The organism is Microbacterium sp. NPDC006705, from assembly GCF_044903545.1.
In the GTDB taxonomy this organism is placed as follows: Bacteria; Actinomycetota; Actinomycetes; order Actinomycetales; family Microbacteriaceae; genus Microbacterium; species Microbacterium plantarum.
Genome location: NZ_JBJDQQ010000002.1, coordinates 184,483 through 206,448, shown reverse-complemented (window position 1 = coordinate 206,448; position 21,966 = coordinate 184,483). Strand labels below are relative to the sequence as shown.

Here is a 21,966-nt window from a genome sequence, read left to right as displayed (position 1 = left end):
GGCGTGCTCGGGATAGACCGTTTTAGTTGGGGTTCGGGCCGGTGTATTGCACCTTGACATGTCTCGGACCAAACCGGTTTACTAGAGGTGCAGCATCCGACGCCACAACGAACGCGGCCCGCACGCGTGAATCATGGCAGGACGCGACTTCGAACTCGTTCCGGCGAGCAGAAGTCGTCGCCGATGACCGCATCGGGAGCCGCATCACAGTGAAGTTCCGTCGCTGACGCGGGCAGCGCCATACGAAGGAGTTAGCGCGCAATGAAGCGTTCCGTTGTCTCGGCCGCCGCACTCGTCGCCGTCGCCCTGCCGCTCACCGCCTGCGCAGGTGGCGGAACCGGTCCCGGCTCAGGCTCTGAGCTGACCGAAGGCCCGATCAAGATCTGGTACTCGACCAACGAGCAGGAGATCGCGTGGGCTGAGGCCGTCGTCGACGCGTGGAACGCCGAGAACCCCGACGCGCAGGTGACCGCCGAGGCCATCCCCTCGGGCAAGTCTTCCGAAGACGCGATCGCGGCCGCCATCACCGCGGGTAACACGCCGTGCCTCGTCTACAACACGGCGCCTGCTGCGGTACCCGCGTTCCAGAAGCAGGGCGGTCTGGTCAACATCTCGAAGACGTTCGACGACGGTGAGTCATTCATCACCGAGCGTTCGGGCGATGCCGCAGACGGATTCCGTTCGCCCGACGGTGACCTGTACCAGGTGCCCTGGAAGGCGAATCCGTTCATGCTCTACTACAACAAGACGGCCTTCGCCCAGGCCGGATTGGACGCCGAGAACCCGAGCCTGTCGACGTACGACGACGTGCTGGCCGCCGCGGCGGCGATCAAGACCGCGGGTTCGGCGGACTTCGCGCTGTACCCGCCGGCATCCGGTGATTACACGAACGCCCTGTTCGACTTCTACCCCTTCTTCCTGGCCAACTCGGGCGGTGAGCAGCTCGTGGCTGACGGGGCCGCGACGTTCACGAGCCCGGAGGGACTCGAGACGCTCGAGTTCTGGAAAACGCTCTACGCCGAGGGCTACTCGTCGGCCGAGGCCTACTCCGGCGACGCCTGGGCCGGCCCGTTCGCCGACGGCGTCGCGGCGATGGGTATCGCGGGGCCCTGGGGCGCCGCGCAGTTCGAGGGCAAGGTCGAGTTCGGAGTGGTGCCGCTGCCCACGGCCGACGGCATTCCGCTCGCGGAGACGTACACATTCGGCGACTCGAAGAACGTGGGCATCTACTCCTCGTGCGAGAACAAGCAGACCGCGTGGGACTTCACCCAGTTCTCGATGAACGCAGACAACGACCTGGCGCTGCTCGAGACGACGGGGCAGTTCCCGATCCGCACCGACCTGACCGAGGTCGCCGCCGACTATCTCGCCGGTGACCCGCTGCTCGCCACCTTCGCCGAAGAGGTGCCGCTGACGGTCGACGTGCCGAACATCGCGAACGCGTCGGAGATCTGGCAGACCTTCCGCGATGCCTGGGGCGCAGCGGTGCAGACCGGCAGCGCCGATCTCGACGAGACCATGCAGAGCGCAGCCGACACGATCGACCAGCTCGCCTCGCAGGGCTGATTCCCAGGCCGGGCGGAGGGTGTCCTCCGTCCGGCCTTTCCGTTCCGTCGACGGTGTTCATGCCGTCCTGCATCATCCCCATCTCCGCAGTGCTGCGTACCGACGCTCCGCTGCGCCCGTCAGGCCGAAGGAGCCGTCTTGAGATCTCTTACCGCGCTCGCCGCGACCATCACCGCCCTGGTGCTCGGCGTCGGCGCCCTCATCGCTCCGCCGGCGGCTGCTGCCACCCCCGACGACGACGTCGACACGATCGTCAGCCGCCTGCAGGACTACTACCTGGGGCAGGGCGATGACATCATCATCGCCAACGGCATCTACCTCGCGCGCGCGTCGGAGGCCCAGGAGTACGCCGCCTCGCAGAACGAGGACGGCTCGTGGGCAGACGTGAACTACGCCGACCGCACGAGCTCCGCGAACGGCTCGACGTGGTCCGCCTACATCGCCCTGTACCGCATGCTCGCGATGGCGCAGGCCTACCGGTCGCCCGACGCCCCCGGGTTCGAGGACCCTGAACTGATAGCAGCTCTCGATCGCGCCCTCCTGCACTGGGATCGGGTCGACCCCGGCAACCAGAACTGGTGGGAGACCGAGATCGGCGAGTCGATGGTGATGGGCCGCATAGCAGTCTTCGTGGGCGATGAGCTGTCGGGCGAGGCGTTCGACGCGGCGCAGGAGCACAACACCGGCAAGCTCGACCCCGTCGGCGCTAACGGTGCGTGGCGCACGACCAACTACCTCTTCGAGGCGGTGTCGACCCGCAACTTCGAGGACATCACCGCCGGCTTCGCCACGATGGTCGAGACGGTCGAAGTCGACGAGTCCGGTGACGTCAACGAAGCGGTGCAGCCCGATGCGAGCTTCTGGGCCCACGAGGCCCAGCTGTACAGCGAGGGCTACGGCATGGCCCTCTTCACCAACGTCGCGATATGGGCGGATGCTGCACGCGGGACGAGCCTCGGCTTCACCCGGGAGCAGCTCGACACGATCGCGTTCTACATCATCAACGGCACTCGATGGATGATCCGCGGCGAGGTCGGGATGCTGTATCTCGGCTACCGTCCGCCCAAGACGGTCGACGGTGTCACCGGTTACGCTGCCGAGTTCCTCGAGCCGCTTGATCAGATGGTGCGCACCGACGCTCTGTACGCCACCGCGTACCGCGATCTCGCGGCCAACATCCGCGGGGAGGCGGCCGGGAACGGAGTAACCGGAAACAAGTATTTCTGGCGCTCGGAGTTCTCCTCGCACCTGCGCGATGACTACGGCATCTTCACCCGCCTGAACTCCAGCCGCACCGTCGGAGCCGAGTACCGGTCGACGTTCCGCCCCGCAGTCGGCAACGAGGTGTACTGGAACTCCGCCGGCGCGACCGCGATCCAGGTGTCCGGTCGCGAGTACCTCGAGCTCGGGCCCGCCTTCGACTGGTTCCATTACCCGGGAGTGACCGCTCCCTACGTCAAGGAACAGACGCGCGGCACGAACGGGCGCGTCGGCAACGGCGGCAGCTTCACCGGCGGTGTCTCCGACGGCACGTACGGTGCGAGCGTGTACACGCTCGATCGTTCGTCGTCGAAGGCGAGTAAGAGCTATTACTACTTCGACGACGAGATGGTTGCTCTCGGCACCGGCATCCGGTCGACGTCGGACGGCGCCGTGCACACGGTTGTGAACCAGGCGTCCGCGAAGCCGAACGCCTCGGTGGGTGGCGAGACGATCGAGGCCGGCACGGCGGACCAGCCGCTCGACGGCGCCCGCTGGGCCTACAACGACCAGGTCGGCTACGTCGTGCCGGACGACGGCTCGCTGCGTGTCTCGCGCCAGCTGCAGAGCGGCAGCTGGGTGGGTGAAGACGTCGTCGAGCGAGACGCATTCACGCTCTACTTCGATCACGGCGTACGGCCGACGGATGCGAGCTACGAGTACACGGTCCTGCCGGCGGCCGGCCCCGGCGAGGTCGCCGCGTATGCCGCCGCCCCCGCAGTCGAAACGCTGCGCAACGACAGGTCGGTGCAGGCGGTGCGCCACGCAGGGCTCGAGCGCACGATGGCCACGTTCTACGAAGCGGGTGACCTTGATCTCGGCGACGGGCGCGTGCTGCGCGTCGACCAGCCCGCGATCGTCATCCTCGACGAGTCGGGCGACTCTCCGGTCGTCAGCCTCGCAAACCCTGATAAGCCGGCGCTCCTGGTGCGGGTAGACCTCATCGGGGCGGAGAAGAGCCAGCGCGGCACGTTTGCGCTCGGTTCGGGCGCCTATCTGGGACAGACGGTGACCGCGCCGCTGACCGATTCCGAGGGCGGCGCTGCGTCGCCATTTCCCGCCAGCAGCACGGCGGCCGGGTCCGACGCCGCGTTCGCGGGCGATGGTGACGCCGGCACCGCGTGGCGATCGAGCGAGGCCGGTGTGCAGTGGCTCACCGCCGATGTCGGCGTCGGGTCGTTCGTCACAGGGGCCACGATCGAGTGGGAGGATGCCGCGGCCGAGCGCTACCTGCTGCAGACATCTCTCGACGGCCGCACCTGGGTCGATCAGCGGGTCGTGCAGGACGGCGACGGTGGTACGGATTCGGTCGAGTTCGCGCCGCAGGCGGCCACCTACGTGCGCCTGCTGATGCTCGAAAGCGTCGGCGACGGGTCGTACGGAGTCGCGGAGTTCGAGGTCAGCTCGACGCGCAACATCGCCCTCGGCCGGTCGGTGACCGCGTCGGGAGGCAGCGCGATCGGCAGCATCACCGACGGCAACATGGCCACCCGGTGGAGCTCGAACCTGTCGGACACCGCATGGACGCAGGTCGACCTGGGGTCGGTGCAGCCGATCGGAGCGGTGCGGCTCTGGTGGGAAGCGTCGTACGCGACCCGCTACCGCATCCAGGTCTCCGATGACGCCGCGTCGTGGCGTGATGTCTACACCACCCCGGAAGCCGGCAGCGACGGGGGCGTCGACGTGCTCGAGATCGACGCAGACGCCCGGTACGTCCGGATGCAGGCGTCGGCACGCAGTGCCTCGCAATACGGCGTTTCGCTGTGGGAGTTCGAGGTGTTCCCCGATGACCTGATCGTCTCGGCGAACGCAGCGCCCGCGGGGCGCGAGAATCTCGCCCTCGGCAAGGACACGACAGCCGACTCGCAGTTCAGCGATGCGCTCGCCGCTCAGTACGCGACCGACGGCAACACGACGACCCGGTGGGCGTCGCAGCGACAGAACGCGCCGTATACGACTCCGCGCTGGCTGCAGGTCGACCTGGGTGCTGAGCGCACGGTCAACCAGGCGGTCATCACGTGGGAGGCGGCGACGTCTAACGACTACCGTGTGCAGGGATCGATCGACGGCGCGACGTGGAGCGAGCTCGCGCGGGTGCAGAAGACATCGGCCGAGCTGCGCAACGTCGTCGATTTCGCCGACACCGAAGTGCGCTACGTGCGCGTCGAGGGGCTGCCCGTCACTCGTTACGGCATGTCGATCTTCGAGCTCGAGCTGTACGGCGGGTACAACTTCGCGTCGCTGTCCGAGTCGGTGACCGCCGAGGCGGACAGCACCGCGGTGGTCGCGGCATCCATCACCCCGCTCGACGACGACGACACGTTCTCGGCGTACCCGCTCGACGCTGCGGTCGCGACCGTCGACGGCGACGCCCGCGTGACGGCCGACGGCCGGATCGAGTTCGACCTGGCAACGGGCCGGTCGGGGTCGACGCCGGTGCTGCTGCTGCACGCCAACGGCGACGAGCCGGTCTGGTCGAGCGTGAGCATCGCCATCTCGACCGCGGAGCTTCAGACGCTGGTCGAGCGGGCGAACGCGCTCGACAGCACGCAGTACACCGCCGAGAGCTGGCAATCGCTGCTTCCGGCCCTCGAGGCCGCGAAGGCGGTGCTGCGGGCGCCCGCGGGCATCTCGCAGCAGACGGCGGATGCTCGGGCCGCGGCGCTCCGTGCGGCGATCGATGGGCTGCTCGTCCATGAAGCACCCGCGACCCCGACGCTGTCGGTGTCGGGCGAGGTGGGGGCCGGGTCGCCGATCAGCGTCGTCGGCACCGGGTTCGAAGGCGGCGCCGAGTACATGGTGCAGCTACGTTCGACGCCTGTCGACCTGGGGGCAGTCATCGCGGATGCCGACGGGGCGTTCGAGCTGAGGGCGACGGTGCCTGCCGATGTCGCACCGGGGGAGCACACGCTCGTCGCGATGCAGGGCGAGACGGATGTCGCGTCGCTGGTGGTCACGGTCGCCGCTGCGCCCTCGGATGGCGGCACGGGCGGTGGCTCGGACGGCGGCGCAGGCGGCGGTTCGGGTGGCGACCCCGCCGGCCCGCCGTCCGCCGGGGACCCCGACCGCGACGGTGAGCTGTCGGCTACGGGCGGGCAGATCGCGGGCGTCATGTGGGCGATCGGCATCGCCGGGGCGCTGCTGGTAGCGGGAGCCGCCGCGGTGCGCGGCGCTCGTCGAAACCGCGGCTGAACCCGGAGCGACAGTGCGGCCGGAGCCCTGCGGGGTACCGGCCGCACTCGTCTGTGCGACCCGCAGGTGCCCGAGTGCGCACACGACGGAACCCCCTCCCGATGGAAGGGGGTTCCGTCGTGCGCGGCTCGGTTCGCGGTGCGGATCAGTCGGTCGTGCGCCGCAGCTCTGCGACGCCGATCGACGAGTCGGCCATGCCGTAGAACACGAAGTCGCGCCCGCCGATGGTCTCGATGGCCGTCGGGAAGACGACGTTGCCGAGCGTGCCCGACACCTCTTCTGCGACCTCGGGCGCGAGCAGCGGCTCGGACGAGCGCGCGATGATCCGGCGTGGGTCCGCCGCGTCGAGGATGATGGCGCCCGCGGCGTACTTCGAGCCGTGTGCGAGCTCGAACCCCTTCGGCTGCGCGCCCGAGACGCCGTGGTGCAGCAGCAGCCAGCCTTCGGGAACGCGGAGCGGGGAGGGGCCGGCGCCGATCTTCGCGCTCTCGTACCAGGCCTCCGGCGCGACGATCATCTCGGACTTCTCGATGTGCGTGAGCGCCGACAGGTCGCGTGTCGCAGCCTCGAGGTCGATGTACCCGATCCAGATCGAGGGGCGGTCGTCGTCGATGCCCGCCGGAGGGCGCGCTCCTTCGCCGTCGCGCAACCAATCGAGGTCCCACATGGGGCGGTGCAGCACCGCGAGGCTCGGGCGGCCATCGGGGCCCGGAACGGCGTCCGGGAAGAACACGATGTCTTTATTGGGAAACAGGTTCAGGTCTGAGTCGAGTTCGGGCTGGTACGCGAATCGCACGGGTCCGAGTCGACGCCACGTGACGGTGTCGGTCGACACGGCCATGGCCGACTTCGGACCGAGCGGGCCGTAGGCGACGTAGGTCATCACGTGCAGACCGAGCGGCTCCACGAACGTGATGCGCGGGTCCTCGACGCCGGCGTTGCTCGCGCCGTACTCCCATCCCTCGTCGGGCGAGAGCACGACGCCGAGGCGCTCGACCGCGACCGGCTCGCCGTCGTCGACGACGACGCGGGCGCGCGCGATGCGCGACACGTTGCCCTCGGCGACGATGCGCGGGTAGAGGTACAGCTCTCCATCGGGGCCCCAGGCGGTGCCGGGGTTGAGCACGCCTTCGACTTCGAACGGATCGTTCACGTCGGAGGTCATGATCGTGCCGATCCGGCGCAGCGCGTACGGCACGTCGGTCATCGATTCCACGGGGGAATGAGTGGTCATCGTGTGTCTTTCATTCGGAGGGACGGGCTGCGTCAGCCCTTGACGGCGGACCCGAGGTTCGCCGAGGTGAAATGGCGCTGGAAGAGCAGGAACAGCACGACGACCGGCACGGCCAGTACGCAGGCTCCGGCGAGTACGGCACCCATCGGGTTGGCGAGGAAGGTGCCGTTGGACTGCGAGAAGTTGGCCAGGCTCACGGCGAGGGTCTGCAGGTCGGCGTTCTTGGTGACCAGGAAGGGCCACAGGAACTCGTTCCACGGCCCGATGAAGGTCACGAGCATGGCGGTCAGCACTGCGGGGCGCACGAGGGGCACCGCGATCGAGCGCAGGATGCGCATCTCGCTCGCCCCGTCGATGCGAGCGGCGTCGAAGATTTCTTTCGGGATCTGCAGGAAATACTGGCGGAAGATCAGAACCGCGACCGAGTTGATCGCGAACGGCAAGATCATGCCGATGTAGTTGTCGGCGAGGTTGAAGTAGCGCACGACCATGACGTAAAGCGGGATCATCAGCAGCTGGAAGGGGATCGCCTGCACCAGCAGCACGAGGGCGAACACGAGGCCTTGACCGCGGAACTGGAGGATCGACAGCGCATAGCCGACGAGCAGGCCGAACACGAGGGTGCAGCCGACGACACCGGCCGTCATGATCAGCGAGTTGCCGAGCGAGCGCAGCAGATTGATCGACTCGTTGACCTCGGTGAAGTTGTCGAGCGTCAGGTTGCCCGGAAGCGGGAGCAGGCCGAACAGGCTGGTGTCGCGTTCGCGCTGCAGCGCCCCGATGACCATGTAGTAGAAGGGGACGAGCGCGGCGAGGGCGCCGACGCCGAGCGCGCCGAAGCGGAGCGCGGCGAGGACACGCGTACCGCCGGGCTTTCCGGCGCGCGTCCTTCGTGCGTCTGTGGGAAGGGAAGCCTCGGTGGTCATCAGTTCTTCCTCTCCGTCAGGCGTCGCGACACGAGCGACACGAGCATCACGGCCACGACGAGGATCATGCCGATCGCGGCGGCGATGTCGGGCTGCCCCTGCTGGATGCCCTTCTGGTACATGAGCAGAGCCGGTGTCAGCGAGGCGCCGTTGGGCCCACCGCCGGTGAGCAGGTACGGCTCGGTGAAGATCTGGCCGGTCGTGATGATCGACAGCAGAATGACCAGTGACGTCACCGGAGCCACTCCCGGCAGGGTGACCGAGCGGAAGCGCTGCCAGCGGCCGGCACCGTCGAGCTGCGCGGCCTCGTACTGCTCTTCGGGCACGTTCTGCAGTGCGGCCAGATAGAGCAGGATGTAGAAGCCGAGGTTCTTCCACGTCACGTACACCGCGATCAGCGGCATGATGATCGTCGGATTCGCGAGCCATGTCGGGTCGGGAGAGAGGCTGCCGAGTAGCGCGTTCACGACGCCGTTGCCGTTGAACAAGAAGATCCACACGGCGATCGTCGCGACCGACGCGGTGACGTAGGGGATGTAGTAGGCGACGCGGAAGAAACCCTTCCAGTGCACGACGGCGTTGAGGCCGCTCGAGAGCAGCAGACCGAGCACGACCGTCAGCGGCACGTTGATGACGAGGAAGATCAGCAGGTTCAGGAACGCTTGCCGCACCTGGCTGTCGGCGAGCACCGTGGCGAAGTTGTCGAATCCGACGAACGGATGCGGGACCGCGACGCCGGGGGCGGTGAAGAAGAACTCGTGGAACGACATCCAGATGCCGAAACAGAACGGCACGAGGAAGACGACGACGACGAAGGCGACATAGGGGCTGCTCAACAGCAGGCCGATCGGATTCTCGCCGAGCCAGCGATGCACTCGTCGCTTCCGTCGCGGTGTTGCGGTCGTCCGGGGCGAGACGACGCCGGTCGGATCGGAGACCCTGTCTGCTACGCGCGTCATCGCGGCACTCCTCATTCTCGAGTCGCGTGCGCCGTCGGTATTGGGTGGACGGCAGGCATCCCGACGATGGTAGTAAACCGGTTTGTCTCCCGTAGGTCAACTCCCGGGCGCGAACGCGTCGCCGCCGCACCAGAACGCGGATCAACGCGGTCGATCCGTACTAAAAGAGCGCTAAAACGCGCGCTATGATGGAGCGATGACCACGCCCCCGCCAGGCCCGGCTGCTTCGCAGAGCCCCGAGGGCCGGCCCCGCCCCTCCCGCGGCGAGCATCGGGAGCGCAAGGTGACCATCGGCGACGTCGCCGCGCGCGCGGGCGTATCGAAGAGCGCCGTGTCGTTCGTCTTCAATGGACGCGGCGGTGTGGGCGACACCGCTCGTCAGCGCATCCTGCAGGCTGCGGCCGATCTCGACTGGCGCCCTGATTCGCGTGCGCGTGCCCTCTCGCGCAGCCGTGCGCAGGCTCTGGGCTACGTCGTGCGTCGCGAGCCCGAGCTGTTCAGCACCGACCCCTTCTTTCCGCAGTTCATCGCTGGCGTCGAGAGCGGCCTGTCGGGCATCGGCTATGCGCTCATGCTCCAGGTGGTCGAGAGCGAAGATGCCGAGCACGCGGCGTATGTCAGCTTCGCGCGCGAGTCGCGGGTGGATGGCGTCTTCCTCGGCGACCTGCGTATGGACGACACCCGTCCCGATGAGTTGACGCGCCTCGGCATGCCGTTCGTCATGGTCGGGCCAGCTGGTCCCGCGAGTGGCGACATAGCGCCCATCGGCTTGGACGACGCCGCTGGCGTGCGGCGCGCCGTGCGCCACCTGAGTGCCCTCGGGCACCGACGGATCGCGCATGTCGGCGGCCCGGACCGCTACATCCACTCCCACGTCCGCCGGCAGGCCTGGGAGCAGGAGATGGCGCACCTGGGGCTGCCCCCCGGGCCTGCTGTCAGCGCCGATTTCACCGGTGCGGCGGGGGCCTCGGCGACCCACGAGCTACTTGATCTGTCGGATCCTCCGACGGCGATCGTCTACGCCAACGACCTGATGGCCATCGCCGGGATGTCGGCCGCCATCGACCGCGGGCTGACCGTGCCTGGTGACTTGTCGATCGTCGGGTTCGACGACATCCCGCTCGCGCCGTACATCGTGCCGCCCCTGACAACGGTGCGTCAGGACGTGATCGCCTGGGGTAGAGCATGTGCGCATGCGCTTGTCGCTCTGGTTGAAGGCGAAGAACCTGAGGCCGTGCAGCTGCCGTCGGTGGAGTTCGTGGTCCGTGCAAGCACGGCCCGAGTGCAGCGCTGACCGCGTTCTTCGTGGCATTCCGTTCCCCAACGCCCCGGGTCGTCAGGCGATACGCGCGGGCACGCTCGAGGGTGTGACGGCAGCATGCTCGGGCCGCGCGGCCCTGTCGAGAAGGCTCGCGAGCGCTCGGAGCGCGGGAGTCGTGCGGTCGGAGCGCCACACGAGGGCGATCTGACTGGTCTCCTCGAGCCCGCGGACGGCGACGAAGCGGATGTCGCTGCGCTGGTGTTTCTCGACGAGCGGCCGACACACGAGCATGGCGTGCGGGCCGGACGCGACCAGGCTCATTCCTTGGCCGACGCTGGTGATCCCGGCCGACGACGAGATGGGTGTGCCGGCCGGGGTGGTCGCCGGTGTGCGTGCGGCTTTCCAGTAGTCCGGTGCATCGCCGAGGCGGTGCAGCAAGTTCACGCTGGCGAGATCCTCCAGATCGAGCGCCTGGCGTCCGGCGAGCGGGTGGTCGGCGTTGATCGCGACGAACTGGTCTTGCGGTGGGAAGGAGAATCCGATGGTGAGCTCGGGCTCGTGGACAGGGAGCTCGGCGATCACCGCGGGGCTGTTGTCCGCGGTCGCATCCCCGCTCGCTCCGCGGCTGTTGGGCGACCGTGATCGCCGAAAGGTCCTCGCGGCGGCGATGATCGTGCTGGCCCTCGGGAACGTCCTCACGGCCGTCGCGGACGGCTTTGCGATGCTGATGATCGCGCGTGTCGTCCTCGGCATCGGGATGGGCGTGGTGTGGGGCATGGCGTCGGCTATCGCTGCGCGCCTGGTGGCGCCGCGCAGTGTCGCCCTGGCGGTCTCCTTCGCACTCGGCGGCGTCGCGTCGGCGTCTGTGCTCGGCGTGCCGCTCGGTACCGTCGTGGGGAACGCCTTCGGCTGGCGGGTCGCGTTCGCAGTGCTCGCCGCATTGGCCGTCCTCGTCGCCGCCGGGCTCATCTTTCTGCTGCCGGTGCTGGGCCGACCGGGGGGGGACCGCGCCGGGGCCGCGCCGGTCGCTCGCGCGTCCGAGCGTCATCACCGGGCTCATCGTCGTCGGTCTGGTCGTGATGGCGCACTTCGCCGCGTACACCTACATCCGACCCGCCCTCGAGACGCTGTCCGGCCTCACGGCGACATCCATCGCAGGGCTGCTCTTGCTCTACGGCGTCTTCGGACTGATTGGAAACTTAACTGCCGGATTCGCGGCGGGCCGGCGCCCCGTCGTCACGGTGTTGCTTCTTTCGGGCGGCATCACGGTCGCTCTGGTGGTCTTCGCCTTCTTCGGCGGGAGCGGGGTCGTCGCCGGTATCGCGGTCGCACTGTGGGGAGCGGCCTACGGCGGCTTGTCCGTCAGTGGGCAGCTGTGGATGACGGCGGCAGAGCCTGATCGTAGCGAGCACGTCACCGGTGTGTATGTCGGCGTCTTCACCGCTGCGATCGCGCTTGGTGCCGCGGCGGGCGGATGGGTCATCAAGAGCGTCGGGGTGGTCGCCCTGCTGTTGTCGGCGAGTGCACTCGCGCTGGGCGCGGGCTTTGTCGGCATCGTCGGGCGCGGACCGACTCGCGGGAGCGGTGTCGTCCGCTGATGCGGGGGAGTTTACGGTGGGCCCCGTGGGGCTCGAACCCACGACCCGCGGATTAAAAGTCCGATGCTCTACCGACTGAGCTAGAGGCCCTGAGCTTCCCAGCTTAGTAGCCGCGGGGGAGGCTCCGAACCGACGACCCCGGCGCCCGCCGACATCCCGACCCGCCGACATCCGTCCGGGCACGACAAAGCCGCCGGTGTGCTCGCACCGGCGGCTTCGCCTCGGCCACGGAGATACCGAGGCCGTGCCGCGGGAACCCCTCACCGCGGCTGTTCGGGTCACATCGGGGGCATCAGCACCGTGTCGATGAGGTAGACCGTGGCGTTGGCCGTCGTGACGCCACCGCAGATGACCGCGGCGCTGTCGTTGACCATGATGTTGTCGCCCGAGCCGGTGACGGTCAGGTCGGCACCGTTGACGGTGGTGTGGGTGCCGTCGATCTCGTCGGGCGCGATCTGGCCGGGCACGACGTGGTAGGTGAGGATCGACGTGAGGGTCGCCGAGTCGGTCTTCAGCGACTCGATGGTGGCGGGGTCGATCTTCGCGAAAGCGTCGTCGACGGGAGCGAAGACGGTGAACTCGTCACCGTTCAGCGTGTCGACGAGGTCGACGTCAGGGTTGAGCTGTCCGCTGACGGCGGCGACGAGGGTGGTGAGCAGCGGGTTGTTCGAGGCTGCGGTGGCCACCGGGTCCTGAGCCATGCCGGCGACCGAGCCGGATCCGTCCGGAACGGCTGCGGCGTAGTCGGCACAGCCGGGGCCGACGAGGTTGGCGGCCGGGTCCATCGAAGCGTCGGGCGAAGCCGTCTCCATGGGAGCGGCGGACGACGAGGGGGCCTCGGTCTCCTCGGTCATGGTGCCACCCGATCCCGACGAGCAGGCCGACAGAGCGAGGGCTCCGGCGAAGCCGAGGGCCAGGGCAGCAGTGAACTTCTTCTTGGTGCTGAGCATGATTGCCTCCGTGTGTTCTCCGCCGTGGGTCCGTCCCCGGCGTCGAGGGTTCTTCGGAGGCCCCCACCGATCGGATCGGAAAAAGTTCAAGAAAGTTCGAAACCGAGTTTTCAGGCATCCGAAGCACCCCTCTCATACGAAGAAGGGCGACACGGATGCCGTGACGGCCGTGGCCGCGAAGTGCGGCAGGTAGAGAACCGATAACAGGTCGGCGCTGCATCCGGGAACAGGTCGGAGGATGCGGCATGCTGGTAGCGATGGTCATAGATGGAATGGACGTGCCCGACGACGGGCCGTCGACGGATCACGTCGCGGAGCTGATCCAGCGTTGCGCCGACGGTGACCACAGTGCTTTCGCCCGCCTGTACGACACCCTGTCGGGGCGGGTCTTCGGACTCATCCTGCGCGTGCTGGTCGACCGCGCGCAGAGCGAGGAAGTGCTCCAGGAGGTCTTCCTCGAGGTGTGGCAATCCGCTTCGACGTTCGCTCCGAAGAAGGGGCAAGGAAGATCGTGGGTTCTCACGATCGCCCACCGCCGAGCGGTAGACCGAGTCCGGTCGTCGCAGGCGAGCAGCGATCGCGATGTACGTGCGGGCTACCGAGAGATGGCGACACAGCCCGAAGGCGTCGCCGAACAGGTGGAGCTGCGCATCGAAGGACGGCGCGTCGCTCGGGCTCTCAGCTCTCTACCCGAGGCGCAACGAGAGGCCATCACCCTCGCCTACTACGGGGGTTACAGTCAAAGCGAGATCGCAGCGCTGGTGGGAGCGCCGCTCGGAACGATCAAGACACGGATGCGTGATGGATTGACCAAGCTCCGTAGTGCAATGGGGGTGACATCGTGAACGAACAGACATTCGCCGAGCTCTCGGCAGGGTACGCGCTCGGAGCGCTGTCGCCTGAGGACGAGCTCGCCTATCGCGAGGCCCTCGACGCGCACCCCGAGTGGATGCCCCTGGTCGAGGCGGATGCCGAAGCGGCGGCTCTGCTGTCGGAAGGTGTCGCCGATGTGACGCCCCCGCCCGGCCTGAAAGCGAGCCTGCTCGCGCAGATCGGTGCGTCCGACGCCGTCGAGCCGCAGGCCGAGACGTCCGCACCCGTCGAAGCGCCGCGCCACGAAGACGACATCGCCGACCCGGCGGACGAGCTCCAAGACGACGACCCGCGGGCCGCGGCATCCGGCTACTCCGTCGGCTCTCCCGTGACCGAGGAAGTGCAGCTGGTGCAGCGTCGCAATTGGACGCGCAGCCTCTTCGCACTGACCGCTTCGATCGCGTTGCTCGTCGGCATCGGCTGGGGCGTCGGCACCCTGACGCAGGACATGCGCTCTCCGTCCGCCGAGAGTGTGCTCGCGCAGATCGAGCGCTCCGGCGACGCGCAGTCGAGCACCGCGCAGTTGGGCGACGGCGGCGAAGCCACGGTCCACTGGTCGCCGAGCGTCGACGGCGTCGTACTCGTCGCCGAAGGCCTGCCCGAGATCGCCGACGACCAGTCGTACGAGGCATGGTTCGTGCGCGGCAGCGCGCCGATCCCGGCGGGCGCGTTCGAATCGAGTGACGGTTCGGCCGCCATGCTTCTCGAGGGTGACATGCAGCCTGAGGACGTCATCGCCCTCACCATCGAGCAGAGCGGCGGGTCGCCCAGTGGCCTGCCCACCACCGACCCCATCGTCGCCATCCCGACGAGCGCCTGACTGCCCGACCCCGTTATCCGGCAGCGGAACGGCCGGCCCCGCATGGGCCGGCCGTTTCGTCGTTTCCAGCTTGTGCCCGCGAGGGCCGGAGGGTTGCCGCTCTCGCTTAGCCTGGAATGATGACGGACGGATCCCGGGACTACCACAAGCCCGTTCGGCGACCCGCCGACGAGTTCGATCGGCACTTCGCGGGCGAAGATCCGGCGGAGGTGTCTCGCGTCGCCCACGCGACGGCAGGTGCCCTGTTGTCGCGGGTGCGCGAAGACCCGAGCGACGCCGTGGTCGACCGCCTCGTCGGATTCACCGCCGAGCACGGCATCGACACCGTCGCCGAGCTGTGGTCGCGATCGCCCGCGAAGTCGCTGCCGGGCGCGCTCTGGCGGCTGTACCTCCTGCAGCTGATGATCCACCGCGACCCGCGCACCGCCGCGCTGCTCTATGAACGCGGACGGGTCGTGCTGCGTTCTGCCGACGAAGTGATCGCGGGGGCTCCCACACCGGCGGGGCCGGAAGAGCTCGTGGCCCTCATCGACGTGATCATGCGCGGCGTCTTCCGCGGCGACTTCGCGGTCGCGCTCGAACGCGCCGCGTCGTTCTGCCGGGTGCAATCCGCCGGAGCGACCTCGGTGGCCGACGACCACGACGTCAGCGAACCCGACCGTTCGTCGGCGCTGACCGCACGCGCCCTGCGCCTGAGCACGTACGCCGACGACCTGGGCTCGTGCGCGGGGCTGTGGCGCCGCGAGGCTCTCACCTGAGGTAGCGCCGGCGTCCGGAGAAAAGCCGGCAAAGACCCCGGAAAAGAGAAGTGCCGGGCCGCAGAACGCCTCTCGGCGCGTGGCCGCTCGCAGCGGCTGAAGATGGAGCCCGGGGTTACTGCGGCCCGGCACATACAGTCTAACGGAGCCTCGGACGTGGGCATTCCCGGGGTAGACAAAACCGGTGGTCGGCCGGTGCTGGAGGGGGCTCGCGGGCGGCGGCGGGCGGGCCGCGATGCAAGGGATCGCGGGCGACGCGCCGGGGGAGCGGCATCCGTACCGGGGTGTCGCGCAGGATGTCGTGCATCCCGGCACCGGGCGCGTCGTAGGCTCGGCGCATGGCACTGCGTTTCGCGCTGATGATCGACCCGCTCGCGGCGGATGACACCCGGTCGGACCTCGCGTCGACCTTCACCGCGGTCGATCCCGCGGCCCCGGCGCTGACGGTGGGGGAGCTCAGTACCCAGCGCGGCGACGGCATCTTCGAGTCGATCGGCGTGGTCGACGGCCATCCCCAGGAGGTCGAGGCGCACCTCGAGCGTCTGGCGCACTCCGCCGAGCTCTGCGACCTGCCGGCGCCGAACATCGCCCAGTGGCGGGCGGCCGTGGCTGTCGCGGCATCCGAATGCGGTTCGGGAGAGGGAGTCGTGAAGCTGATCCTCAGCCGCGGCATCGAGCACGGACCGACCCCGACGGCGTGGGCGACGGCAGCGGCCGCGGCGGACTTCAGCGAGCCGCGCACGAGCGGCATCCGCGTCGTGACGCTCGACCGCGGCTACGCCATCGACGCGCCCGCGCAGGCTCCGTGGCTGCTCCTGGGGGCGAAGACCCTGTCGTATGCCGTGAACATGGCCGCCCTGCGCGAGGCGCACCGGCGGGGAGCCGACGATGCGATCTTCATCAGCTCCGACGGGTTCGTGCTCGAGGCGCCGACGGCATCGCTCATCCTGCGGCGCGACGACACCTTCGTCACCCCGGCGCCCAACGGCGGGATCCTGCACGGCACGACGCAGCTGAGCCTGTTCGAGCACCTCGCGGAGCGCGGCTTCGAGACGGCGTACGAGACGATTCCGGTCGACGAGCTGCGACGAGCGGATGCCGCATGGCTGGTGTCGAGCGTCCGGCTCGCGGCTCCCATCATCGAGCTCGACGGCGCCGCTCTCGACATGGACGCCGAGTTCACGGCATCCCTCAACGCCTACCTGCTCTCGCCGCGCGACTGACCCCCGGTCTCGGCGGTCAAGGCCGAGGGTGTGGAGTGGGCATCAGGCGGATGCCGCGAGCTGCAGGCTCGGGTGGGAGCGCAGGGCGCCGAGGGCGGCGGACTCGACGAGCTCCCAGTCGTGGCCGACGAGCGCGTAGTCGAAGCGCAGTGTCACGTAACCCCATGAGGCAGCGTTCGCGTCGCGAGTGAGGTCCTTGTGGCGCTTCGCCTCGCCGTGGTGATTGGCCCTGCCGTCGAGCTCGACGATGAGCCGGTCGCCGATCAGCGCGTCGACGACGCCGACTCCGAAGACGGAGACCTGCGTCCTCACCCGGAGGCCGTGCTTCCGTAGACGCCACCGCAGGAGCGACTCGAGTCCGCTGTCAGCATCCGTTCGAGCGAGGCGCAGCGCCTCCCGGCCGCGGGCATGGGTGTGCCGGCGGAGCCACCGCAGGTCGTCCCTCGTGAGGCGGCGCTGTCGCAGCGCGGATTCGAGCGTGACGAAGCGCTCAGGGCCGCGGCATCCGAGGATCTGGCGCAACACCTGCCGGAGGGGAAGAGGACCGGATGCCGCGTCACGTGCATCTCGGTCCCAGTGCTCGATGCACCCGCAGGACCCGTCGTGGTGGGCTCGCTGGCCGGTCTTCAGCCATACGTGCGGTTCGTCGTCGTCATCGAGGGTCCAGAGGCCGTGATGCCTCGCGGCCGTCACGCATGCCATCGAGCCGCCGTGCGCTGCAATGGTTCGGGCCGAGGCGCGCGCGCCGGGGGAAGCGTACATGCCGATCCGGATGCGGCTGAGACGGCCGGAATCGACCGCCGCGGTGATCTCGCGACGCGTCAGCCCGTCGGCCCGGAGCTCCCGGGTCGTGAAGACCGATCGCGACTCGCACATCTCCTCACCGTCGCCGGCCCGGAGCCCGTCCGCGGGCCACATGGCTCGTTCTGTGCACTGCTCGGGTGCTCGGTGCCGCGTGCAGGAACCGGCCCACCCGCCGGCCCCGTTCCGCGATGCAAGGGATCCGATGCGATACCCCGCCCGAACGGCATCCTCACCGGGGTGCCGGCACGGATCCCTTGCATCCGGGCACGACGGCCGCCCGAACGCCCGACGCAGCCCGCCGCACCGGGATGCAAGGCGGAAACGGCGACGCGCCGGGCGAGGAGTCCTCGCACCGGCGCGTCGCGCACGATCCCTTGCATCCCGGCCCTTGCCGGACCCGGCCCACGACGAGCCGGGGGCTCGACTCACCCGAAGCGGCCGGAGACGTAGTCCTCGGTAGCCTGCACGGACGGGGTGGTGAAGATCGACGTCGTGTCGTCGTACTCGATGAGCTTGCCGGGCTTGCCGGTTCCGGCGATGTTGAAGAACGCGGTCTTGTCGCTGACGCGCGACGCCTGCTGCATGTTGTGCGTGACGATGACGACGGTGTAGTCGCTCTTGAGCTCCTGGATGAGCTCCTCGATCGCGAACGTCGAGATCGGGTCGAGGGCCGAGCAGGGCTCGTCCATCAGCAGCACGTCGGGCGAGACCGCGATCGCGCGAGCGATGCACAGACGCTGCTGCTGTCCGCCCGAGAGGCCGGAGCCGGGCTTGTCGAGGCGGTCCTTGACCTCGTTCCAGAGGTTCGCGCCGCGCAGCGACTTCTCGACGAGCGCGTCGGCGTCCGACTTCGAGATGCGACGGTTGTTGAGCTTGACGCCGGCCAGCACGTTCTCGCGGATCGACATGGTCGGGAACGGGTTCGGCCGCTGGAACACCATCCCGACCTGACGGCGCACGAGCACCGGGTCGACCCCGGGTCCGTACAGGTTGTCGCCATCGAGCAGAACGCTGCCCTCGACGCGAGCGCCGGGGATGACCTCGTGCATGCGGTTCAGGGTGCGCAGGAAGGTCGACTTGCCGCAGCCCGACGGGCCGATGAAGGCGGTGACGCTGCGGGGTTCGATGTCGAGGGAGACACCCTCGACGGCGAGGAAGTCGCCGTAGTAGACGTTGAGGTCGTTGACTTCGATGCTCTTGGACACGGAGGTTTCTTCTTTCGGGTCAGCGGCCGGTCTTGGGTGCGAAGAACTTGGCGATCAGGCGCGCCACGAGGTTCAACAGCATCACGATGACGATGAGGGTCAGAGCCGAAGCCCAGGCGCGGCCGACGAAGGCCTCGGCGGGGATGCCCTGGTTCATGTACTGGGTGTAGGTGAAGACCGGCAGGGTCTGCATACGACCGTTGAAGAGGTCGTAGTTCATGGATGCCGTGAAGCCGGCGGTGATCAGCAGCGGGGCGGTCTCGCCGATGACGCGCGAGATCGAGAGCATCACACCGGTGGTGATACCGGCGATGGCGGTGGGGAGCACGACCTTGGCGATCGTGAGCCACTTGGGCACACCGAGCGCGTACGACGCCTCGCGCAGCTCGTTGGGGACGAGACGCAGCATCTCCTCGGTCGAGCGGACGACGACCGGGATCATCAGCACCGCGAGTGCGACCGACCCCATGATGCCCAGGCGGATGCCGGGGCCGAGGAAGAGCGCGAACAGGGCGTAGGCGAACAGGCCCGCGACGATCGACGGGATGCCCGTCATGACGTCGACGAGGAACGTGATGCCCTGAGCCAGACGCTTCCCCTGGCCGTACTCGATGAGGTAGATCGCGGTGAAGATGCCGATCGGGATCGAGATCACAGCTGCGGCGAGAGTGATCAGGACCGTGCCCATGATGGCGTGCAGCGCGCCGCCGCCTTCACCGACGACGTTACGCATCGACGAGCTGAAGAACTCGCCGCTCCAGCTGGGAGCGCCGAGCGTGATGACGGTGAAGGCCACCGAGACGAGCGGCACCATCGCGATGAGGAACGCGACGGTGACGACCCCGGTCACCAGGCGGTCGACCGACTTGCGGCGGCCCTCCACGGCGGCCGAGACCGCCGTGATGAGCACGAGGTATGCCACGGCCGACAGGATCAGCCATCCGGGGACGTTGAGCGCATCGCCGGATGCCGCGGCGATGACGCCGAAGAAGATGCCGACGACCACGAGCGAGGCGCCGAGGATCGCCCAAGGCCCCCACTTGGGCAGGTGCCCCGTGGTGAGGCTCGTCGAAGCGCTGCGCGCCGACGTGCTCGGGGGAGTGAGAGTCGCGGTCATGTCAGTTGGCCCCCGAGAATTCCTTGCGGCGGCTCACGATGTAGCGCGCGACCGCGTTCACCGCGAAGGTGACGACGAAGAGGATGAGGCCCGTGGCGATGAGGACGTTGACGTTCGTCCCGTAGGCCTCGGGGAAGGTGAGAGCGATGTTCGCCGCGATCGTCGAGGGGTTGCCCGACGTGAAGAGCGCGAACGTGACCCCGCCGGACACGGACAGGACCATGGCGACGGCCATGGTCTCGCCGAGTGCTCGCCCGAGGCCGAGCATGGCGGCCGAGACGATGCCGCTGCGGGCGAAGGGGAAGACGGCCATCCGGATCATCTCCCAGCGCGTCGACCCGAGGGCCAGCGCGGCCTCTTCGTGCAGGGTCGGGGTCTGGAGGAAGATCTCGCGGCAGATCGCGGTGATGATCGGGGTGACCATGACCGCGAGGACGACGGATGCCGTGAAGATCGTGCGGCCCGTGCTCGAGACCGGACCGTTGAAGAGCGGGAACCACCCGACGTTGTCGACGAACCAGCTGTAGATCGGCTGCACGGCCGGTGCCAGTACGCCGATGCCCCACAGGCCGAAGACCACGGAGGGAACGGCCGCGAGCAGATCGACGACGTACCCGAGGGCCTGAGCCAGCCGGCGCGGGGCGTAGTGCGAGATGAAGAGGGCGACGCCGAGCGACAGCGGCACGGCCATGAGCAGCGCCAGCGCGGCTGCCCAGACGGTGCCGAAGACGAGCGGCCCGACGTACGACCAGAAGTTGTCGGGCAGGATCGAGGCGTCTTCGTTGGTGGCGACGAAGGCGGGGAGCGACTGGATGACCAGGAAGATCGCGACCGCGGCGAGGGTCACGAGGATCATCGAGCCGGCGAAGAGCGCCGTGCCGGAGAACCAGCGGTCGCCCGCTCGGGTCTTGGCCTTCGGGGCTCCGGTGCGGGTGACCTCGGGTGTGGTGGTCATGGCTTCGATTCTGTGCGACGGACGGGAACCGCGCGAGGTGCCCGGTCCGGCGCAAACCGGACCGGGCACCCGGAGCGTATTACTTGATGGCCTCGATGGCCTCGGTCACCTGCGTGCGCAGGGTCTCCGAGATCGGAGCGGAGCCGGCAGCGGATGCCGCGGCATCCTGGCCCTCGGCGCTCGCGGCGTAGCTGAAGAAGCCCTTGACCATCTCAGCGGTCGCGGCGTCCTTGTACTCGGCGCAGCCGATGAGGTAGCTCACGAGCACGATCGGGTAGACGCCGGCCTCGGTGCTGGTGCGGTCGAGCTTGATCGCGATGTCGGTGGCGGCGCGACCCTCCTCCTCGGGCGAGGCGTCGACGATCGCGGCAGCAGCCTCGGGGGAGTACTCGACGAATTCCTCGCCGACCTTGATCGCGACGGTGCCGAGGTCGCCGGCGCGCGAGGCGTCGGCGTAGCCGATGGTGCCCTGGCCGCCCTCGACGGCCGAGATGACACCCGACGTACCCTGAGCGGCTTCGCCGCCGAGGGCCGGCCACTCCTCGACCGAACCGGCGGTCCAGACGTCGGGAGCGGTCTTGCCGAGGTAGTCGGTGAAGTTGCCGGTGGTGCCCGACTTGTCGGAGCGGTGAACCGGGGTGATCGCGGTCGCGGGCAGCTCGACACCCTCGTTGAGGGCCGTGATGGCCGGGTCGTTCCACGTCGTGATCTGGCCCGCGAAGATCTTCGCCAGCGTCATGGCGTCGAGGTTGAGCGAGTCGACACCGTCGATGTTGAAGACGACGGCGATCGGCGAGATGTAGGTCGGGAGCTCGACGAGGTCGGAGCCCTCGGCGCACGCCTCGAACGGGCCGGCGGTGATCTCGTCGGTCTTGAACGCGCGGTCCGAGCCGGCGAACTGAACGGCGCCGGCCTGGAACGACTCGCGTCCTGTGCCCGAGCCGGAGGGGTCGTAGTCGATCGTGAGACCGGGGTTGGCGGTCTGCAGGCCCTGGGTCCAGGCCTGGACGGCGACCTCCTGCGACGAGGCGCCGCCACCGACGAGGTTGCCCTCGAGGGAGGGGGCCGAGGAGTCGCTCGAGCCGGCGCCGACGTCGGGAGCGCCGCCTTCGTTCGCAGCGCAGCCCGCGAGGGCAAGAGAGGCCACGGCGGCCACGGCGCCCAGCTGGGCGAGTCGGGAGAGCTTCACTGTGTGAATCCTTCGCATGTTGATGACGAGAACCCGGTGCAGGTTCGTCCCGAACGGTAGACACCGTCCCTTACGA

At 68.6% G+C, this 21,966-nt stretch carries 18 protein-coding genes, 1 tRNA gene and 1 pseudogene; 9 read left to right on the top strand and 11 right to left on the bottom strand.

Going from position 1 to position 21,966, the window contains the following annotated elements:
- Positions 1-261 precede the first annotated feature (261 nt).
- Both ACI2K6_RS11560 and ACI2K6_RS11555 read left to right on the top strand, forming a co-directional pair.
- Positions 262-1,566 (top strand): sugar ABC transporter substrate-binding protein, encoded by a 1,305-nt coding sequence (locus ACI2K6_RS11560; RefSeq protein ID WP_274178691.1) that lies wholly within the window; start codon positions 262-264, stop codon positions 1,564-1,566.
- Positions 1,567-1,704: 138 nt separating this feature from the next.
- Positions 1,705-6,018 carry a polysaccharide lyase family 8 super-sandwich domain-containing protein gene (locus tag ACI2K6_RS11555; RefSeq protein WP_404568681.1) on the top strand — a complete coding sequence of 1,438 codons (4,314 nt, stop codon included), beginning with the start codon at positions 1,705-1,707 and terminating at the stop codon, positions 6,016-6,018.
- Positions 6,019-6,163: 145 nt separating this feature from the next.
- On the opposite strand, the gene ACI2K6_RS11550 is transcribed toward ACI2K6_RS11555, so the two are convergent.
- Genes ACI2K6_RS11550 through ACI2K6_RS11540 form a run of 3 tightly spaced genes read right to left on the bottom strand, consistent with a single transcriptional unit; the run spans position 6,164 to position 9,137 of the window.
- The gene (locus tag ACI2K6_RS11550) at positions 6,164-7,252 is read right to left on the bottom strand and encodes a glycosidase (protein ID WP_404568680.1); all 1,089 of its coding nucleotides are present in this window, start codon (positions 7,250-7,252) and stop codon (positions 6,164-6,166) included.
- A gap of 32 nt (positions 7,253-7,284) precedes the next feature.
- Positions 7,285-8,178, bottom strand: coding sequence for a carbohydrate ABC transporter permease (locus tag ACI2K6_RS11545; protein ID WP_274178688.1), 894 nt, complete (start codon positions 8,176-8,178; stop codon positions 7,285-7,287).
- Positions 8,178-9,137 (bottom strand): carbohydrate ABC transporter permease, encoded by a 960-nt coding sequence (locus tag ACI2K6_RS11540; protein ID WP_274178687.1) that lies wholly within the window; start codon positions 9,135-9,137, stop codon positions 8,178-8,180. The genes ACI2K6_RS11545 and ACI2K6_RS11540 overlap by 1 nt, the downstream gene beginning before the upstream one ends.
- A gap of 196 nt (positions 9,138-9,333) precedes the next feature.
- On the opposite strand from ACI2K6_RS11540, the gene ACI2K6_RS11535 reads away from it, so the two are divergent.
- Positions 9,334-10,431, top strand: coding sequence for a LacI family DNA-binding transcriptional regulator (locus ACI2K6_RS11535; protein WP_274178686.1), 1,098 nt, complete (start codon positions 9,334-9,336; stop codon positions 10,429-10,431).
- Positions 10,432-10,473: 42 nt separating this feature from the next.
- On the opposite strand, the gene ACI2K6_RS11530 is transcribed toward ACI2K6_RS11535, so the two are convergent.
- The gene (locus ACI2K6_RS11530) at positions 10,474-10,980 is read right to left on the bottom strand and encodes a LysR substrate-binding domain-containing protein (RefSeq protein ID WP_404568679.1); all 507 of its coding nucleotides are present in this window, start codon (positions 10,978-10,980) and stop codon (positions 10,474-10,476) included.
- Here ACI2K6_RS11530 and ACI2K6_RS11525 point away from each other — a divergent pair.
- Both ACI2K6_RS11525 and ACI2K6_RS11520 read left to right on the top strand, forming a co-directional pair.
- A pseudogene (locus ACI2K6_RS11525) lies at positions 10,940-11,362 on the top strand (MFS transporter); the annotation flags it as partial. The gene ACI2K6_RS11530 and the pseudogene ACI2K6_RS11525 overlap by 41 nt on opposite strands.
- Complete coding sequence (locus ACI2K6_RS11520; protein WP_404568856.1) at positions 11,262-11,996, top strand: hypothetical protein; 735 nt, start codon at positions 11,262-11,264, stop codon at positions 11,994-11,996. The pseudogene ACI2K6_RS11525 and the gene ACI2K6_RS11520, both read left to right, overlap by 101 nt.
- 17 nt (positions 11,997-12,013) lie before the next feature.
- Here the strand turns inward: ACI2K6_RS11520 and ACI2K6_RS11515 are convergent.
- Positions 12,014-12,086 (bottom strand) — tRNA-Lys (locus ACI2K6_RS11515).
- Between the two features lie 188 nt (positions 12,087-12,274).
- Positions 12,275-12,946, bottom strand: a complete 672-nt coding sequence (locus ACI2K6_RS11510; RefSeq protein ID WP_404568678.1) for a fasciclin domain-containing protein — start codon at positions 12,944-12,946, stop codon at positions 12,275-12,277.
- A gap of 245 nt (positions 12,947-13,191) precedes the next feature.
- Here ACI2K6_RS11510 and sigK point away from each other — a divergent pair, with 245 nt between their 5' ends.
- From sigK to ACI2K6_RS11490, 4 genes are all read left to right on the top strand, one after another.
- Positions 13,192-13,791 carry an ECF RNA polymerase sigma factor SigK gene (gene sigK / locus ACI2K6_RS11505; RefSeq protein ID WP_274178682.1) on the top strand — a complete coding sequence of 200 codons (600 nt, stop codon included), beginning with the start codon at positions 13,192-13,194 and terminating at the stop codon, positions 13,789-13,791.
- The gene (locus ACI2K6_RS11500; protein ID WP_404568677.1) at positions 13,788-14,639 is read left to right on the top strand and encodes an anti-sigma factor domain-containing protein; all 852 of its coding nucleotides are present in this window, start codon (positions 13,788-13,790) and stop codon (positions 14,637-14,639) included. Before sigK ends, ACI2K6_RS11500 begins: the two co-directional genes overlap by 4 nt.
- A gap of 119 nt (positions 14,640-14,758) precedes the next feature.
- Positions 14,759-15,397 (top strand): hypothetical protein, encoded by a 639-nt coding sequence (locus tag ACI2K6_RS11495; protein ID WP_036306059.1) that lies wholly within the window; start codon positions 14,759-14,761, stop codon positions 15,395-15,397.
- A 338-nt stretch (positions 15,398-15,735) separates the two neighbouring features.
- Positions 15,736-16,620 (top strand): aminodeoxychorismate lyase, encoded by an 885-nt coding sequence (locus ACI2K6_RS11490; RefSeq protein WP_404568676.1) that lies wholly within the window; start codon positions 15,736-15,738, stop codon positions 16,618-16,620.
- Positions 16,621-16,662: 42 nt separating this feature from the next.
- On the opposite strand, the gene ACI2K6_RS11485 is transcribed toward ACI2K6_RS11490, so the two are convergent.
- The 5 genes from ACI2K6_RS11485 to pstS all read right to left on the bottom strand — a co-directional run bounded on the left by ACI2K6_RS11485 (position 16,663) and on the right by pstS (position 21,890).
- The gene (locus ACI2K6_RS11485; protein ID WP_404568675.1) at positions 16,663-17,496 is read right to left on the bottom strand and encodes a type IV toxin-antitoxin system AbiEi family antitoxin domain-containing protein; all 834 of its coding nucleotides are present in this window, start codon (positions 17,494-17,496) and stop codon (positions 16,663-16,665) included.
- 353 nt (positions 17,497-17,849) lie between these two features.
- Positions 17,850-18,629: a phosphate ABC transporter ATP-binding protein PstB gene (pstB, locus tag ACI2K6_RS11480; RefSeq protein ID WP_112617144.1), complete on the bottom strand. Its 780-nt coding sequence runs from the start codon at positions 18,627-18,629 to the stop codon at positions 17,850-17,852.
- 19 nt (positions 18,630-18,648) lie between these two features.
- The gene (gene pstA / locus ACI2K6_RS11475; protein WP_112617143.1) at positions 18,649-19,746 is read right to left on the bottom strand and encodes a phosphate ABC transporter permease PstA; all 1,098 of its coding nucleotides are present in this window, start codon (positions 19,744-19,746) and stop codon (positions 18,649-18,651) included.
- 1 nt (position 19,747) lies between these two features.
- The gene (gene pstC, locus ACI2K6_RS11470) at positions 19,748-20,701 is read right to left on the bottom strand and encodes a phosphate ABC transporter permease subunit PstC (RefSeq protein WP_112617142.1); all 954 of its coding nucleotides are present in this window, start codon (positions 20,699-20,701) and stop codon (positions 19,748-19,750) included.
- 79 nt (positions 20,702-20,780) lie between these two features.
- The gene (pstS, locus tag ACI2K6_RS11465; RefSeq protein ID WP_404568674.1) at positions 20,781-21,890 is read right to left on the bottom strand and encodes a phosphate ABC transporter substrate-binding protein PstS; all 1,110 of its coding nucleotides are present in this window, start codon (positions 21,888-21,890) and stop codon (positions 20,781-20,783) included.
- Positions 21,891-21,966: the final 76 nt, after the last annotated feature.

What these genes read in the sequence shown, in the direction of transcription:
- ACI2K6_RS11485 (WP_404568675.1), bottom strand. Translation starts at nt 17,496, where the DNA reads ATGTGCGAGTCGCGATCGGTCTTCACGACCCGGGAGCTCCGGGCCGAC.
- ACI2K6_RS11490 (WP_404568676.1), top strand. Translation starts at nt 15,736, where the DNA reads ATGGCACTGCGTTTCGCGCTGATGATCGACCCGCTCGCGGCGGATGAC.
- ACI2K6_RS11510 (WP_404568678.1), bottom strand. Translation starts at nt 12,946, where the DNA reads ATGCTCAGCACCAAGAAGAAGTTCACTGCTGCCCTGGCCCTCGGCTTC.
- ACI2K6_RS11535 (WP_274178686.1), top strand. Translation starts at nt 9,334, where the DNA reads ATGACCACGCCCCCGCCAGGCCCGGCTGCTTCGCAGAGCCCCGAGGGC.
- sigK (WP_274178682.1), top strand. Translation starts at nt 13,192, where the DNA reads ATGCTGGTAGCGATGGTCATAGATGGAATGGACGTGCCCGACGACGGG.
- ACI2K6_RS11560 (WP_274178691.1), top strand. Translation starts at nt 262, where the DNA reads ATGAAGCGTTCCGTTGTCTCGGCCGCCGCACTCGTCGCCGTCGCCCTG.
- ACI2K6_RS11545 (WP_274178688.1), bottom strand. Translation starts at nt 8,178, where the DNA reads ATGACCACCGAGGCTTCCCTTCCCACAGACGCACGAAGGACGCGCGCC.
- pstC (WP_112617142.1), bottom strand. Translation starts at nt 20,701, where the DNA reads ATGACCACCACACCCGAGGTCACCCGCACCGGAGCCCCGAAGGCCAAG.
- ACI2K6_RS11550 (WP_404568680.1), bottom strand. Translation starts at nt 7,252, where the DNA reads ATGACCACTCATTCCCCCGTGGAATCGATGACCGACGTGCCGTACGCG.
- ACI2K6_RS11495 (WP_036306059.1), top strand. Translation starts at nt 14,759, where the DNA reads ATGACGGACGGATCCCGGGACTACCACAAGCCCGTTCGGCGACCCGCC.
- ACI2K6_RS11540 (WP_274178687.1), bottom strand. Translation starts at nt 9,137, where the DNA reads ATGACGCGCGTAGCAGACAGGGTCTCCGATCCGACCGGCGTCGTCTCG.
- pstA (WP_112617143.1), bottom strand. Translation starts at nt 19,746, where the DNA reads ATGACCGCGACTCTCACTCCCCCGAGCACGTCGGCGCGCAGCGCTTCG.